The sequence below is a fragment of the Corynebacterium sp. HMSC055D05 genome, assembly GCF_001810365.1.
GTDB classification, from domain to species: Bacteria; Actinomycetota; Actinomycetes; order Mycobacteriales; family Mycobacteriaceae; genus Corynebacterium; species Corynebacterium coyleae.
This window is the reverse complement of sequence record NZ_KV801084.1, coordinates 15,602-31,372: the sequence shown is the minus strand read 5'-3', so window position 1 is coordinate 31,372 and position 15,771 is coordinate 15,602. Positions and strand designations below refer to the sequence as shown.

Annotated in this window: 12 protein-coding genes; 8 read left to right on the top strand and 4 right to left on the bottom strand. The window is 63.8% G+C overall.

Features of this window, described 5'->3' with window-relative positions; genetic code table 11:
- Positions 1-164: 164 nt before the first annotated feature.
- Entirely contained in the window at positions 165-239 is a 75-nt protein-coding gene (locus tag HMPREF2734_RS12400; RefSeq protein ID WP_099046258.1) for a 50S ribosomal protein bL37, read from the bottom strand.
- A 72-nt stretch (positions 240-311) separates the two neighbouring features.
- The gene (locus HMPREF2734_RS11425) at positions 312-575 is read right to left on the bottom strand and encodes a WhiB family transcriptional regulator (protein ID WP_070422423.1); all 264 of its coding nucleotides are present in this window, start codon (positions 573-575) and stop codon (positions 312-314) included.
- A gap of 469 nt (positions 576-1,044) precedes the next feature.
- Between HMPREF2734_RS11425 and HMPREF2734_RS11420 the strand changes: the two genes are divergently transcribed.
- The gene (locus HMPREF2734_RS11420; RefSeq protein ID WP_224213006.1) at positions 1,045-1,536 is read left to right on the top strand and encodes a hypothetical protein; all 492 of its coding nucleotides are present in this window, start codon (positions 1,045-1,047) and stop codon (positions 1,534-1,536) included.
- Positions 1,537-1,566: 30 nt separating this feature from the next.
- Here HMPREF2734_RS11420 and HMPREF2734_RS11415 read toward each other — a convergent pair whose 3' ends face one another.
- Together HMPREF2734_RS11415 and HMPREF2734_RS11410 are read right to left on the bottom strand one after the other, a co-directional pair.
- On the bottom strand, positions 1,567-2,778 hold the full coding sequence (locus HMPREF2734_RS11415) for an Rv3212 family protein (RefSeq protein WP_083284780.1): 1,212 nt from the start codon (positions 2,776-2,778) through the stop codon (positions 1,567-1,569).
- Positions 2,775-4,109 carry a DEAD/DEAH box helicase gene (locus HMPREF2734_RS11410; protein ID WP_070571011.1) on the bottom strand — a complete coding sequence of 445 codons (1,335 nt, stop codon included), beginning with the start codon at positions 4,107-4,109 and terminating at the stop codon, positions 2,775-2,777. Before HMPREF2734_RS11410 ends, HMPREF2734_RS11415 begins: the two co-directional genes overlap by 4 nt.
- 119 nt (positions 4,110-4,228) lie before the next feature.
- On the opposite strand from HMPREF2734_RS11410, the gene HMPREF2734_RS11405 reads away from it, so the two are divergent.
- Genes HMPREF2734_RS11405 through HMPREF2734_RS11375 form a run of 7 tightly spaced genes read left to right on the top strand, consistent with a single transcriptional unit; the run spans position 4,229 to position 15,755 of the window.
- Complete coding sequence (locus HMPREF2734_RS11405; RefSeq protein ID WP_070422420.1) at positions 4,229-4,453, top strand: DUF3107 domain-containing protein; 225 nt, start codon at positions 4,229-4,231, stop codon at positions 4,451-4,453.
- Positions 4,454-4,464: 11 nt separating this feature from the next.
- Positions 4,465-5,496, top strand: coding sequence for a DUF3152 domain-containing protein (locus HMPREF2734_RS11400; protein WP_224213005.1), 1,032 nt, complete (start codon positions 4,465-4,467; stop codon positions 5,494-5,496).
- Positions 5,497-5,509: 13 nt separating this feature from the next.
- Positions 5,510-6,232, top strand: a complete 723-nt coding sequence (locus HMPREF2734_RS11395) for a hypothetical protein (RefSeq protein ID WP_141743338.1) — start codon at positions 5,510-5,512, stop codon at positions 6,230-6,232.
- A gap of 18 nt (positions 6,233-6,250) precedes the next feature.
- On the top strand, positions 6,251-9,325 hold the full coding sequence (locus HMPREF2734_RS11390) for an ATP-dependent DNA helicase (protein ID WP_070571009.1): 3,075 nt from the start codon (positions 6,251-6,253) through the stop codon (positions 9,323-9,325).
- Positions 9,318-12,614: an ATP-dependent helicase gene (locus tag HMPREF2734_RS11385; protein WP_246816832.1), complete on the top strand. Its 3,297-nt coding sequence runs from the start codon at positions 9,318-9,320 to the stop codon at positions 12,612-12,614. The genes HMPREF2734_RS11390 and HMPREF2734_RS11385 overlap by 8 nt, the downstream gene beginning before the upstream one ends.
- The gene (locus HMPREF2734_RS11380) at positions 12,611-13,714 is read left to right on the top strand and encodes a potassium channel family protein (protein ID WP_070571008.1); all 1,104 of its coding nucleotides are present in this window, start codon (positions 12,611-12,613) and stop codon (positions 13,712-13,714) included. Before HMPREF2734_RS11385 ends, HMPREF2734_RS11380 begins: the two co-directional genes overlap by 4 nt.
- Positions 13,704-15,755, top strand: a complete 2,052-nt coding sequence (locus HMPREF2734_RS11375; RefSeq protein WP_070571007.1) for an ATP-dependent DNA helicase UvrD2 — start codon at positions 13,704-13,706, stop codon at positions 15,753-15,755. Before HMPREF2734_RS11380 ends, HMPREF2734_RS11375 begins: the two co-directional genes overlap by 11 nt.
- Positions 15,756-15,771 lie beyond the last annotated feature (16 nt).

Here is a 15,771-nt window from a genome sequence, read left to right as displayed (position 1 = left end):
CCAGCGGAAAACAGCAGGCCAGGACCGTCGAGCAACACCCGAACAAGCACCGAACTTCGCGACCAAGACAACCCGCTGAGTGCAAAAGTGCAGTGGCCCTGAGGGCAAAAGAAAACGCCCGGTACCTTCCCGAAAGGGGAGGTACCGGGCGCGGGCTTTAGCGCTTAAGAGTTAGCGCGCTTGCCGTGATTCGCCTTCTTCTTGCGGCGATCCTTGCGCTTACGACCACGCTTGCTCATGAGGGTCTCCTTTATATATCTGTACCGGTTACAGACCTATCACTGTATCGCCTGCGATACCGGAGAGGAAAATTAGGCGGACATGCGAGCGCGGTTGCGGGCGAGTGCCTTGTTGCGACGCTTCAGTGCGCGACGCTCTTCCTCAGACAGGCCGCCCCACACGCCGGCGTCCTGGCCGGTCTCGAGTGCCCACTTCATGCACTGGGTGGTTACTGGGCAGCGATGGCAAACAAGCTTCGCCTGTGCGATCTGAGCGAGGGCGGGGCCGGAGTTACCAACCGGGAAGAACAGTTCCGGGTCTTCGTCGCGGCAAATTGCTTCGTGGCGCCAATCCATGATGATGCTCCTTAAAAATAAATCGGTACTGCGTGGTCGGTTTTCGTGCACCACTAAAACACCCAACGATGTAGGTGCGTTGCAAACAAAGTTTGGTTCCTGGCTCCGGGCGGTGCCTCTCGGTGGATTCGAGATCCCGTCTTCCGGTTTACCGGGCGTTAACCCCGTGGTGTCTGAGGGTTAAGGGCTGAGTTACCAGCCCGTTGTTTTTGCTACTTGTGAATAATGACATGTTCATGCAAAGCCCGCTAGGGTTCGAGGCCAAAATGTGCGCGGAATCACAGAATGTATCTACGTCATCGCGGTCACATTTGCGCTTCTGGGCCGATCCGCAAGCCAATGGTCTACCCTCTGACCTGGGATGATAGTAAACGGGTGGTGGAGGTGCCCGGGTCAAATCGTGTTTTTCGGATTTCTGCCGGTTCGCTGGGGTTCATCTGCCGTATCGGTGGCGATAGACTGCTTTGTTGTGACTACGAATCGGAATCAATCCCACGCGCCCGTCCCAAATGACCCGGAGCAGCAGCCGTTCGCGGATGCTGAGGTCCCACCCCTGATGCGTTTCGGCGCGATGGTGGTGCTGGTGCAGTGCTTGGCGATCTTTGTTTATGTGGTGACGCTGATCCGTGATCAGTTCCTTGCTACCGAGCACACCCTGGAGTCCGACTCGCCGGTTGCTGGTTACGTCAACATCGGTACTGCGGTGTTTTTGCTGATCATTTTCGGCTACATCGCGTTTGTGTCGGTGGAGACTCTGCGCGGCCGTCCGCGTGCGACTGGCGCGGTGGTCCTCATTGAGGCGATTCTTGGCGGCGTGGCTATCTATATGTTCCGCGGCGGGGCGGTAACGCTCGGCGTGGCGACACTGATTTCGGTGGTGTTGGTGCTGGTCACCGTGTTCCACCCGCGTTCGAGGGCGTATAACGAGGCGCAGTATGAGGAGCGTAAGGCGCGCCGCTAATCGACGACACCGCTCACCCCTCCGGCCTCGCTAAACCTTGGCGTCGAGGACGACGATGTCGTCGCCACGCTTTTCCACAATGGTTGCGCCGGCGGAGGAGATGTGGACGGGGCCGGTGTAGCCGCCGCGGTCGACGGGAATGATCTCGTCGACCGCGTTTTTGTCCCAATCCACAACCGCGATGCCGTCCTGGGAGGCGTAAAGCAGGCGGTCGCCGGCGGCGAAGCCGGTGCCGAGTGCGCCTTGGAACACGCCGGTGACGCCCAGGCCTGCCGGCTCCATGAGCAGGAGGGAGTCGTCCTGCCAGTAGGACATATGGTGGGGGAGGTCGGCGACGGGGAGGACGGCGATGGTGCCGTCGAGACGCTGTGGCTCACCCATTGCTGGCACCGAGGAGGAGCTGGTGTTGTTACCTTCCTTGTCGTAGGCCAGGACCTGCTTCTTTGACGGGTCGTAGACCGCGGCGGCGTCTTGGGAGACGGCGACGAGGTAGGCCTGCGGGTCGATCTCAATGTTGGCGTCGACTTCGGGTTCGCGGGAGTCTTCCGGGGTTGCCTTTTGGATGCGGAGGAAGGTGCCGTCCCCACACGTTTCGGTCAGCGCGACGAGTTCGGTGCGGGTGAGCGCGGAGGTGATCACGCAGCCTGGGTTGGGCTGCATGTCGGATTCTTGCGGGGCTTCGATGTAGCCGTATTCCATGGTGCGCACCATGTCGGAGCGCCATACTTCGATGCGTTCGCTGGAGGCGTAGCCAATGCGGTCGTTCGAGGCCAGGCGCGTGACGTTTTCAGACGCCGGGGCGGATCGGGTGCCGGCGTATTGGCCGGTTTTCGCGTCGATGGCCACCACGTCGCCGCAGCCAGCGTTGTCGCGGTAGACAGCCACAACCTTGTCCCACGCCTGATCCATCAGGCACAGGTCGTTGGGGCGTTCGTAGGTCCAGACGGTCTCGCCCTCAGGGTTCGTCGCGGTCAGCGTGTGATCGTTGTAAGTAATGATCAAGCCGTTGGCTACGAGCGGTTGCGCGCGTCCGGAGGTGTCGGTGAGCCGGAAGCCCTCGCTTAGCGACGACGGCACCACCGCCAACTGACCAAAATCCTCCTGAGCTTCGGCTGCTGGAGAGAGATCAGCCTGGCGCACCGGGGCGGTGAAAAAGGCGGTGCCGACAAGCAATGCCGAAACGCCGGCGATGACACCGGTGGCAATGAGGTCGCGGCGGGTGCGACGCAAAGGCTTACTCAACGCCGTTTCCTTCCTGAACGCTTGCCCGGAGCCGCCGGGCGGGATGGACGGTTTGGTCGTGCCCCGAGCACTTTACGCGGGCGTCCGACATGGCCAGTAGCTGACTCCGGGAAACCGAACTCCTCCTGCAGTTCAGGGGAGGTGGAGAACCACTCGGGCAGGTTGGGTTTGCCCAGGTCGAGGTCGGTGTTGATCATGGACCACTTCGTCGCTTCGTCGTAGCCGACGAGGGTGACCGCCACGCCGGTGCGTCCTGCGCGGCCGGTTCGCCCGATGCGGTGGACATACGTCATGGGGTCGTCCGGGGTTTGGTAGTTGATCACGTGGGTGACGTCGTCGACATCAATGCCGCGTGCCGCGACGTCGGTGGCGACGAGGATTTCCACGTCGCCTCGTCGAAAAGCATCAAGCGCTTTCTCGCGCGCAACCTGGCCGAGGTCGCCGTGGACCGCGCCGACGGCAAAGCCACGGCCAGCAAGATCCTCGGCGAGATCCGCCGCCGAGCGTTTCGTGCGGGCGAAGATAATGGTGCGCTCGCGGCCCGGAGACTGCAGGATACGGGCGATGACCTCGGCTTTGTCCATGCGGTGAGAGAGGAACGCAACCTGACGGGTGGTGGCGTGGGTAGCGGAGGCATCTTCAGATTCGGCGCGGATGTGCACCGGCTTGTTCATCTTCGAACGGGCAAGGGACAGGATCGGGCCCGGCATGGTGGCGGAAAAGAGCATGGTCTGCGTTGTGCCCACGGCGGACCAAAGCTTTTCGATGTCCGGAAGAAAGCCCATGTCAAGCATCTCGTCGGCCTCGTCAAGCACGAGGATGGCAACCTTATCCAGTACGAGCGCGCCACGGTCATGCAGGTCAATCAGGCGGCCAGGCGTGCCGACAACAATGTCCGCGCCCGCTTCGAGTGCCTCGAGTTGTTCCTCGTAGGGGCGACCACCGTAGACCGTGGCCACGCGCACCGGCGTGTGTACGGCAAGGCGTTCGATGTCCTCGCCGACCTGCACCGCAAGTTCGCGCGTCGGGGCGATCAGCAGCGCGCGCGGGGTGCCGTCGAGTTCTGCAATATCGGCGTCGTCGAACACGCGGTCCAGCACCGGAACACCAAACCCGAGCGTCTTGCCCATACCCGTGCGGGCTTGACCGATGATGTCGCGGCCGGCCAGCGCGATGGGCAACGTGAGCTCCTGAATGGAGAACGGATGGGTGATGCCGTGGTCTGCGAGCGCGTCCACAATTTCAGCCGCGACCCCCAACCCGGCAAACGTCGTTTTCTTCGGCGCACGACGAGCAGCGCCACGTTGTTCACTCTCAGCTGCGTAGGGCACGCGTTCATCTTAGCTACCGGCCGTTACAATGGGGCCGTCCGCCAGCAGGTGGTTACGTTTAGTTATTGCCCCTGCGGGCACACACAAAGCGCAACAAGAAAAGGACAGTGAGCGAGAAAATGGATATCAAGATTGGTCTTGCAGACACCCCGCGCGAACTAGCGATCAAGCTTCCGGAGGGCCAGGAAGACATCTTTGCCACCGTCGAGCAGGCGATTGCGAACGGTCAGGCAACCTTCAAGCTGGAGGATGCCAAGGGCCACTCCTACCTGATCCGCACTGACCGCGTCGTTTACGTCGAGCAGGGCAGCACCACGGCCCGTAGCGTCGGCTTCATGCGCTAAATTACTCAGACATGGCACAACAGCAGGGCACTCCGTCTCACGGTGGGCGCCATAGTGAGCACCACGGGGGCGCTGAAGAGGACTTCGGCGACTGGTTTGATAGCTGGGGTATGGAGTCTGGCGACGACACCCCGCAGGGCACAAGCCGCGAAGAGGGACGTCTTGTCGCCTTTGCCCGCGAGTACGGGTGGCGCGCGTATGCGATCCCGGTGCTTGCGGTAATTACCGTGTTTGTCCTGCTGGACATGGTGCAAAACCCGGATGAGCAGGCGATCGGGACGGTCGCCGAGTCTGCGTCGGCTCCGGCCGGTGAAGCGGGCATGGCTGGTGCGGATGCGGATCAACCGAAGCCGCTGGAGCCTGCGAAGATCGCGGAAGGCATCTTTGACCCGCACGATCTGCCGCCGGGTGGCCCGTACACCACGACGGGTGAGGGCACGTTCTACGAGGTCGGCATCCCTGGTGCCAATGCGGGCCAGGGCACTGAGATTGTGGTGCGCTACATCGTCGAGGTCGAGCACGGCATCGACGCCTCCGGTTACGGCGGGGATCAGTCGTTTGCCCAGATGGTGGATGCAACGTTGATGGATCCGCGCGGGTGGACGAATGATCCGCGCTTCCGCTTCGAGCACGTGTCGGCAGATCAGGATCCGACGCTGAAGATCCGTTTGACCTCTCTGGATACGACGGCGGAGCTCTGTGGTGCCGCGTTGGGTACGGAGACGAGTTGCCGTACTCGCATTACGGGCGAGGACACGGTGATTATTAACGAGTCGCGCTGGGTGCGCGGTGCCGTGCCGTTCCAGGGTGACATCGGTTCGTACCGCCAGTACCTGATTAATCACGAGGTGGGCCACGCTGTGGGCTTTGCGGAGCACGTGCCGTGCCCGGAGGCGAATGCGCTTGCGCCGATCATGATGCAGCAGACGCTGAGCCTGAACAATGCGCAGTTGCATGAGATGAGCCCGGAGGAGAACTACCCGAACAACGACGACACGTGCCGGCCGAACCCGTGGCCGTATCCGCGTCCGGCCGTGAATTAAGAAGGTGGTGTCGGTGGTTTCTTTGCTTAAGCCGATTCCGGCACATGTGCTTTCCGCATTCCAGATCGACGACATTGAGCCGGTTGCGGTCCCGCAATTTTGGAACAATGGCCTGCGCTTCGGGCGTGTTGTGTTGTCGCATGCGCGTGAGACGTCCGCGTGGTCTGGAAAGGCGCGTGAGAAGGCAGTGCCGGGGGAGGGCCTGCGCATTTCGCGTCCTGTGCGTGCGACGGATGGTCGCTTGATCGTTGCGGGGTATTGCGCGACTGAGTTCGCCACCGGTGAGCCGCGCGAGCGTGTCGATGAGGCGGTTGCAGCAGCATTGCTTTACGACGACGCCGTGGCTGGCATCGAAGCCCCCTCCGGCGAGCGCACCGGGCTGGTTGCCAATGCTGACCGGGCGGTGTGGCGCGAGGAGCACCTCGGGTCCGAGGGGGTAGTCGCGCACCTGGATTTCTTGTCGCATTTGCTGTTCGATGGCCACGCTGAGCCTGTGCTGACCGAGTTTGATCCGTCCGTTGGATTGCGCCCGCGTGGGTTTACTGCAGCGCTGGTGATCGTCGATGGTCTGCTGGCCGGTGCTGTGGATCCGGACATTGTGGCGCGTTGGTCGCATATCCCCAGGCTGGACTGGTTGTTGGGGAAGGCGATCGAGTACCGTCGCCACACGACACGCGGGCTCGGTTCGGGCGTATGTTCGATAGATGATGTTGTTGAGATTGTCGTGTCGTACTGACCTGGCACAATCTCCTTTATGTTGTTTCCACACCCTTCACCAGTGCCTCCGGCAGCGTTAGAGCCGAAGGCGTACCTCGTGCCGCGCGAGCGCAACATCACCCCGCGGACCTGGGACAACCCGCTGCCTGAGGCCGGGTTGTGGAAGGTCACCGGCCGGCCCGGCTCAGGCGTGAGTAGTTTTCTTGTGGATACGGCGGCGGCCGCGGTGCGTCGTCACGCAGGCGCGGGGGACCCGGGTGGCATTTTGGTGCTGACGGACTCGAAGGAAACCGCCGGACGGCTGCGCTCGCAGTTGTCGGACACGCTGGCGCAGTCGGGGTTTGTTACCGATGAGCCCATGGTGCGCTCCGTGCACTCGCTGGCCTTTGCCATTTTGCGCTCGCATGTGGACGAAGAAATCCGCCTGATCTCCGGCGCGGAGCAGGACGCAGTGATCCGCCAGTTGCTCCAAGGCCAAGATGAGGATGCTCGTGGCTCGTGGCCGGAGGATCTGCGCCCGGCGCTTCCACTGGTCGGCTTTGCCCGTCAGCTGCGTGACTTCCTGCTGCGTGCAGTGGAACGTGGTCTTGGCCCTGTCGAACTGGAGGAGCTGGGCAGCCGACATGGTGTGGGCATCTGGAGCGCGTCTGGCGAATTCTTGCGCGAGTACCAGCAGGTGATGGCGCTTTCGGGAGCGCGCAGGCTGTCCGCCTCGGAGCTGGTGGATCAGGCGGTGCGACTGCCGCTGCCGCGCAGGTGGCACACGGTGATTGTGGACGATGCCCAGCACCTCGCACCCGCTGCCGGCGCGCTGGTCAAGCGCCTGCTGGACCAGGCGGACTTGGGTGTGGTCGGCGGGGACGAGGAGCAGTCGGTGTTCCACTTCCGTGGTGCGTCGCCTGAGTTCTTCCGCACCCTTGGCGGGCTGGAGCACACCACGATTGACCTGGGGGAGTCCAAGCGCGATCCGCGTCGCAGCGTGGCAATTGCGCCCGATTCTGCAACGCAACTGGCGGCGGTGGCGGATGCGCTGCGCCGTGCCCACTTCGAACACGACGTGGACTACCGGGATATGGCGGTGATTGTCCGCTCGACCACGGGCATTGATCCGGTGCGCCGCGCGCTGTTGCGCTCTGGGGTTCCGGTGTCGCTCAACCCGACGGACCTGGTGCTTTCGGAGCAGCGCCTGGTGGCATCGCTGTTGCTGGGCATCCGGGCACTGTACGAGGAGCTCACGCCGAGCGAGTGGCGCGACCTGCTGCTTGGGCCTGTGGGTGGTGCGGATCCGGTAACGCTGCGTCGCCTCATTCGTGGGCTTCGCCGCTGGGCACCTGAGCGTCGTGCCGAAGAGTCGCTGCGCGAGTTGCTGACGGATCCCGCCGGGTTGCCTGACTTTGATACGTGGTTGACCGACCGTGAGCTCGACATCCTCCAGCACGTGCGTGGCGTGCTTGACGCGGGACGTCAGGCCTACGCGGAAGACGGCAGCGTAGAAGAGATCCTTTGGGCGCTGTGGCAGGCCACGGGCCTGTCGAATCGCTTGTTGGCCTCGGCGCTGCGCGGTGGTGCGACGGGCTCGCAAGCGGACCGCGACCTAGATTCCGTCATGGCGCTGTTCGATGCTGCGGGCGACTACACGGAGCGCCGTCCCGCTGCCGGGGTGGAGTCGTTCGTGGACTTCATCCTGGAACAGGAACTGCCCACCGGTGTGCGCGACCGGCGCACCGCAACCCCCGATGCAGTGTCGCTGCTCACCGCTCACGGTGCTGTCGGGCGAGAGTTTCGCCGTGTCATCGTGGCGGGCGTGCAGGACGATACGTGGCCAAACCTGGGGGAGACCGGCTCGCTGTTCCGCCAAGAAGACTTGATCGACCTCGTGGATCATGACGTGGATCCGGACGTGCCGGTCTCCCACACCGTGGAGCGTCTGATTGAGGAACGCCGCCTGTTTACCGTCGCCACCACGCGTGCGACTGATTACCTGCTGGTGACTGCGGTTGACGACGAAGACGCGGAGAAAGAAGGTGAACCCTCCCGATTCGTCGAGGAATTCTGTGAAGACCACGGCCTCACCCCGGCACGCTTGCGGCTGAGTTCGGCATCGCAGGCGGATCTTGGCGACGACACCGAGACGCTCGTGCGCATGCTCGCCCACGACGATCTGGTGGCGGAGTTCCGCCGTGTGCTCACGGATCCTTCGGTGGATGAGGCGACGCGCTCCCAGGCTGCTCGCCAGTTGGCGCGCCTGGCAGACGCCGGTGTGCTTGGTGCGGACCCGCGGCAGTGGTGGACCACCACGACGGTGTCTACGGATGAGCCGCTGAGCGCCAGCCCGACGCTGTCGCCGTCGCGAGTAGAAGGCCTGCTGAAGTGCCCGATGAGTGAGGTATTGCAGCGCATGGTGGGCCTGGACGAGTCGATGGACATGGTCTACGGCGTGATGGGCCACGCCTACCTGGAAGCGCTCGGCCGTGGTGTGGATCCGGACGACGCGTTTAACGCCGTGATCGCCGCACGCAAGGAGGTCAGTGACGCACCTGCGTGGAAGGCGCAGCGCGACATCGAGGAGTTTGAGCGCTTGCTGGAGCGCACCCGCACCTGGCTAGAAACGAGCCGTGGCGCGTTTGAACAGGTCGCGGTGGAAACATCCGTTGACGTGCAAGTCAGCGACAACGTGCGCGTCCGGGGTCGTGTGGACCGCCTCGAGCGCGACGGCGATGGTGCGCTCTACGTGGTGGATCTAAAGACCGGTGCGACGGCGCCCACGAAGAAAGAGATCGGTGAGCACGCCCAGTTGCTTACCTACCAACTCGCGCTGGCTCACGGCACGTTCGACGGCGAGCGGGTCGTTACCGCACGCGGGGAGTCGGACATCACCGTGGGTGGTGCGATGCTGGTGTTCCCGAAGAAGGACACCAAGGCCATCACGGTGCTTGAGCAGGCTGCCAAGACACCAGAGGAGCTAGCAGAGTTCGCCGAGGCTATCGATACATTGCCCGCCGAAATGACAGGACCTACGCTGCTTGCCACAACGGGGAAGCATTGCGATCGCTGCAGTGTGCGCGCCTTGTGCCCGGTGCAGCCGGAAGGGGAGATGATTCACAATGTTTAACCAAGAAACCATGTCCCCGAAGCTGCTGTCGCGCTACCTCGGGCAGAAGTTCCCGCCGACGGACCAGCAGGCGGAGGTTATCGGCGCCCAGCCAGGCCCGCTACTGGTTGTCGCAGGTGCCGGCGCCGGCAAGACGGAGACGATGGCCGCGCGTGTGGTGTGGCTCGTCGCTAATGGCTTTGCACGCCCCGAAGAGATTCTGGGTCTGACGTTTACCCGCAAGGCCGCCCAGGAGATGAAAAAGCGCATCCGCGACCGCCTGGCCACGCTAGCGCAGAACCGCGACCTGGTTGCGCGCCTCGACCCGTCTGGGGAATTAGCCAAGCGTCTAGAGGTCATCGCACCGCAGGTGTCCACCTATGACTCGTATGCAGGCACCTTGATCCGTGAATACGGCCTGCTCGTGCCGGCGGAACCGGACGCGCGGTTGATTACGGATGCGGAGTTGCACGCCATCACCACCGAGGTGGTGCGCAACTACGCCGGTTCGTTGCTGCCGGACGGGAAGAACCGTGCACTTGGCAGCGTGGTGCAAAACGTGCTCAAACTCATCACCGCGATGGGCAACGAACTTGCCACCCCGGAGTGGGTCACAGAGCATGCCCACGACTTCCTTGCAGAGACGGAGTCGTACCCCTCGGCGAGCAAGATCGAGTTTTCGAAGATTCTGCAGGGGTGGCGCGATATCCAGAAGGAGCGCGTGAACTACCTGCCGCTCGCACAGGCAGTGAACGAGGAGCTGCGTAAACGTGGTGTGATCACGTTCAACGAACAGATGTCTCTCGCGTCTGCGTTGGCACGTGATCATGCGGTGGTGGGGGCGTCGCAACGCAATCGCTTCCGCGTGGTCATGCTGGACGAGTACCAAGACACCTCGCACGCCCAGCGTGTGTTGCTGCGCAGCCTTTTCGGCGAAGCGCAAGATCCTGGCCTGACGGTCACGGCGGTGGGCGATCCGATGCAGGCGATTTACGGCTGGCGTGGCGCGACCGCGGCGAACCTGCAGGCGTTCGTGGAGGACTTCCCGCTTGAAGGCGGCTCACCAGCGCCGAAGTTGCAGTTGACCACCTCGTGGCGCAACCCGCCTGAGGTGCTGGACCTGGCCAACGGGGTGTCCGATGCGATCCTGGGCACCGACGAGGCAAAGCGCGCCGTGGCACCGTTGGCGCCGCGCCCGGGAGCGGACGCTGGCGATGTCACGCTCGGGTTCTTTGGCACGCAGGCCGAAGAGATCGAGTTCGTCGCCGATGAGCTGGCGAAGACATACGCCCAGGCCCAGGAAGCCGAGGAGCCGTTTTCGGCGGCCACGCTTGTGCGCAAGAATAAGCATTCGCAACTCATCGCCGCAGCACTCGAGGCCCGCGGTGTGCCCTACGAAATCGTGGGCCTGGGCGGGTTGCTCGACGTGCCGGAAGTCGCCGACACGGTTGCCGTGGCCACGATGCTTGTGCGTCCCGACGACACCGCGGCAGCACTGCGTGTCCTCGGCGGGCCAGCTGTTGGGTTGGGCCTTGCGGACTTGCGTGCGCTGGCATCGCGCGCGAACAACCTGCGCGGCAAAGAAGACCACCGCGAAAACACGCAGCGTATCAGCGACCCCTACGCCCACTTGGTCAGCCAACTCGAAGAGGCGATTGCCCAAGCCGACGACATCAAGGCGCGCACCGACCGCCCAGAAGGACTCACGGATGCGCTGGCGGATCTCGGCGAGCCGGAACGCTACAGCGAAGAAGGCCTGCAGCGCATGCGCGATACGGCCGCCAAGCTGCGTTGGCTGCGCACCCACAGCCTGGGCAAGCGCTTAAGTGACCTGTTCGCGGACATCATCCACGTCTTCGGCATCCGCACCGAGGTGCTCTCCCGTCATAGCGCGACGGGCGCGGTGCATCTGGATCGGCTGTTAGAGGAGGTAGCCAATTACCCCGGCGCAGGCCTGGACGGACTGCTGGATTACTTCGAACTCGCCCGCGAGCACGAAGACAGCCTGACCCCGGGTGCGGTGACGGTGAAGGACGACCGGGTGCAGATCATGACAGCCCACAAGGCGAAAGGCTTGGAGTGGGATACCGTCGCGGTGCTGCATGCCGATTCGGAGACGTATAAGCCGAAGACGGAAACCTTCCTCACCTTCGTGCAGTTTCTGCCTACGGAGACCTACGGCGATCCGGAGATCTTCCCGGAGTTCGGCGAGGTGGACACACGCACCGACTACCAAAAGGCGGGCGAGGCGTGGAAGAAGCACGTCACCGCGGACCTGGCCGAGGAGGCAGCGCGTCTGTTCTACGTTGCGGTGACGCGATCTGGCGGAAAACTCATCGTTACAGGTTCGCGCCGTAGGCCTGACGTGGTCAAGGAAGCAGCGCCGTACGAGCACTTCGCCACCATGCGCGACGTTGTCGCACCCGAGTGCGTGGTGGTCTGGAACGACGGCACGGATGCTGAAGCAGACAGCGATACCGACGCCAGCGCCGACGCTCTTGTCGACGACGGCGAGCGCACCGGCCGCTGGCCAAACTACGCCCCGCTGGCCACGGACGAAGCAGCCGCGCAGGCGGTCAACGCCGCGCGCGAGAACCTGCCAAAGTTCGTAGACGGCGAACTGTTTACCCTCTGGGAGCGCGACGTCTCTGCACTCATCGAAGAACACGAGCAGGCCCAGGCCGGCGACGTCCCGGTGGTCATGCCGGGCGAACTGACCGCGTCCGATGTGGTGGCGCTGAAGGCCGACCCGGTGCAGTTCGCGCGCCGGGCACGCCGCCCAGTGCCGTTTAAGCCGAACACTTACGCCAAGCGCGGTACCGCCTTCCACGAGTGGTTGGAGGAGTTCTACGGTGCACGCCCGTTGCTGACCGAAGACGAACTTCCCGGCGGGGATGAGGCTGAGGTGGATCGTGCGGTGCTGGAGCGGCTCAAGCGAAACTTTGAGGCCAGTGAGTGGGCGTCGCGCACCCCGACGTTTGTGGAGCATCCCTTCGAGCTCGCCGTAGGCGAGGGCGTGGTCCGCGGACGTATGGATGCCGTCTTCGAGGATGTGGACGGCTGGACCGTCGTGGACTGGAAGACCGGCGAGAAGCCAAAGCGGGATGCGATGGAAGCGGCGCAGTTGCAGCTTGCGGTTTACAAGGCGGCTTGGGAGCGTATCTGTGGTGACGGTCGTCCGGTGCGCGCTGTATTTTTCTACGTGCGCACCGGTGAGACGTATGCTCCGCGTAGTCTGCCCGATGCGGCAGAACTCGAAGAGCTACTCAGCAGATCTGCTGAAGGCAAGGGTAAGGACGAAACGGAATGAAACTGCGCAGGGTTTTTACGCTGAGCGCGAACGTCGCGGATCAAACGGCGATCCCGGTGCACCACCTGCTCGATGTGGTCAGTATCCCGGCCCTGGAGCGGGCGACGCCGTGGTCGTTGATCGCGCGCCGGTTCGGCTACGCCCTGCTGCTTATCGTTGCCGTCGCGATCGTCGCGTTCATTGATCGCAATGGATACTCCGAGCCGTTGACGTTCATTGACGCGTTGTATTACTCGGCGGTGACCCTGTCTACCACGGGCTACGGTGATATCACTCCGGTGACGCAGTCGGCCCGAGTCATCAACATTTTCTTCGTCACTCCGGCCCGTGTGGCCTTCCTGATGCTCCTCGTCGGTACGACTTTGTCGGTGCTGACGGAGGATTCCCGTAAGACGCTGCAGATCCAACAGTGGAGGAATACCGTGCGCAACCACACCATCGTTATCGGCTACGGCACGAAGGGCCGCTCGGCGGTCGACGCATTGGTGGCAGGCGGTGCGTCGCCGTCGTCGATTGTTGTCATCGACCCGGACCCAGCTGCGCTTGCCGTCGCGGAGAAGCACGGTTTGGTCACGGTGCACGGCAATGGCACCAAGTCGGACGTGTTACGCATTGCGGCGGTGAGCCGTGCGCGTTCGGTGATCGTGGCACCGTCTTCGGACGATACGGCTGTGCTGATCACGCTGTCGGTGCGTGAGTTGGCGCCGAGTGCCATGATCGTGGTCAGCGTGCGAGAGGGTGAGAACCAACACCTGCTTATGCAGTCGGGCGCGGACTCGGTGGTGGTCTCCTCCGAAACGGCCGGACGTCTGCTTGGCATCGCAACGGTGACCCCGCCCGTGGTGGAGATGATGGAGGATCTGCTCAGTCCGGACGAAGGCTTCGCGGTGGCAGAGCGTCAGATCGCGGACGACGAGGTTGGTGCGAACCCGCGCCACTTGGCAGACATCGTGCTTGGCGTGGTGCGCTCCGGTGAGCTCTACCGCATCGATTCCCCTGAGGCGGAAACGGTGGAGCCGGGCGATCGCCTCCTGTACGTGCGCATGAACACCCCGGATATCCGCCGCCAGGCGGAGAAGGCAGTGCGCGATGAGGATTGATCTGAGCGTGCTTGATAGCGACCAACGTGTCGCCGCCGAAGCACCCCGCGGACCTGTGTGCATCCTGGCGGGTGCGGGCACGGGTAAGACGAGGACGATTACGTATCGCATTGCCAACCTGATCGATCGCGGCACGGTCGCCCCGAACAAGGTGCTCGCCGTGACGTTTACCCAGCGCGCGGCAGGGGAGATGCGCGACCGTCTGCGCACCATGGGTATCGGGGGAGTGCAGGCGCGCACGTTCCACTCCGCGGCCATGCGGCAGTTGCAGTACTTCTGGCCGCAGATCGCCGGTGACCTGCCGTGGCGGCTTTTGGATAACAAGTTCCCGTTGGTCGCCCGCGCCGCGCGCGCCGGTGGGCTGGATACGGGCAAGGAAATGGTGCGCGACCTGCTTAGCGAGATCGAGTGGGCCAAAGCCAGCGTGATCGGCCCGGAGGATTACGCCGCACGCATCGCCGATACCCCGCGCACCCCGCCGACGGATCCGCAGCGTGTGGCCCAGGTCTACCGCCTCTACGAGGAGGCGAAGACGAGTCCGGATGGCATGCTGCTCGATTTCGACGACCTGCTGCTGCACGTCGCCGGCGCGCTTGAGAACGCACCTGCGGTGGCGGAGGAGTTCCGCGCCCAGTACCAGACTTTTGTGGTAGACGAGTACCAAGACGTCACCCCGCTGCAGCAGCGCGTGCTGGAAGGCTGGCTGGGTGATCGCGACGATTTGACCGTGGTGGGCGATGCCAACCAGACCATTTACTCGTTTACCGGCGCCACCCCGGATTACCTGCTGAACTTCTCGCGCACCTACGAGCACGCCACAGTGGTGAAATTGCAGCGTGACTACCGCTCCACGGTAGAAGTCACCGAGCTGGCCAACACCGTCATTGGAAAGGCCAAGGGGCGTGTCGCGGGTACTCGCCTGGAACTGGAGGGCATGCGCGGGCGCGGTCCGGCGCCACAGTTCAACGGCTACGACGACGAGCCGTCTGAGGCCCGCGCCGTGGCCCGCGCGATCAGGCGTTTGCTTGACGACGGCGTCCCCGCCCGCGAAATCGCCATCCTGTACCGCATTAACTCCCAGTCGGCCGCGTTTGAAGCGGCGCTGGCGGATGCCGGCATTGCCTACCAAGTCCGCGGCGGGGAAGGGTTCTTCCACCGCGCCGAGATCCGCGAAGCCATCGCAGCCCTGGTCCGAGCCGCCCGCCGCACCGACCTGCCGGACGACCCGGTGGCGGTCGCCCGCGCCGCGTTCGCACCCATCGGCCTGACCCAGACCGAACCCGAGGGCGCCCAGGCTCGTGAGCGCTGGCAGTCACTCAGCGCGCTTGTGGATCTCATCGAGGAGATTGTGCGCACCCGCGAAGCCGAAGACCTGCCCCAGGTGCTGCGCTCCCTGCGCCAGCGCGCGGAAGCCAAGCAGCCCCCAGCCGTAGATGGTGTGACACTGGCCAGCCTGCACGCCGCGAAGGGCCTGGAGTGGGACGCAGTATTTCTCGTTGGCCTGGTGGAGAACACCTTGCCGATCTCGCACGCGATTAAGGCTGGCGACGACCAGATCGAAGAGGAACGCCGCCTGTTCTACGTCGGGGTGACGCGTGCGCGTGAGCACCTGCACTTGTCGTGGTCGCTGTCACGCCAGGAAGGTGGGCGAAAGAACCGGTCGCGGTCGCGCTTCTTGGACGGCATCGCACCGGAACTTGATGTGGAGCGCTCCCCGGAACGCCTCAAGCGCAACCGCCGCTGCCGCGTATGCGGCAACCCGCTGTTCAGCCCACCAGACAAGGCGCTTGGACGCCACGAGGAGTGCGAGCCGAGTTACGACGAGAACGTGCTCGCCGCCCTGAAACGCTGGCGCCTCGACGTCTCACGCGCAGCGGGACGCCCGGCTTACATGGTGTTCTCGGACGTGACACTCATGGCAATCGCCGAAGCCATGCCCGCAAACGAGACGGAACTGCTTGGCATCTCCGGCATCGGGCCGGTGAAGGTGGAGGAGTACGGCGCGGGCGTGCTTGCAACGCTTGAGGAGCACCGCCACTAAGGCGGGTCCCAGCCTC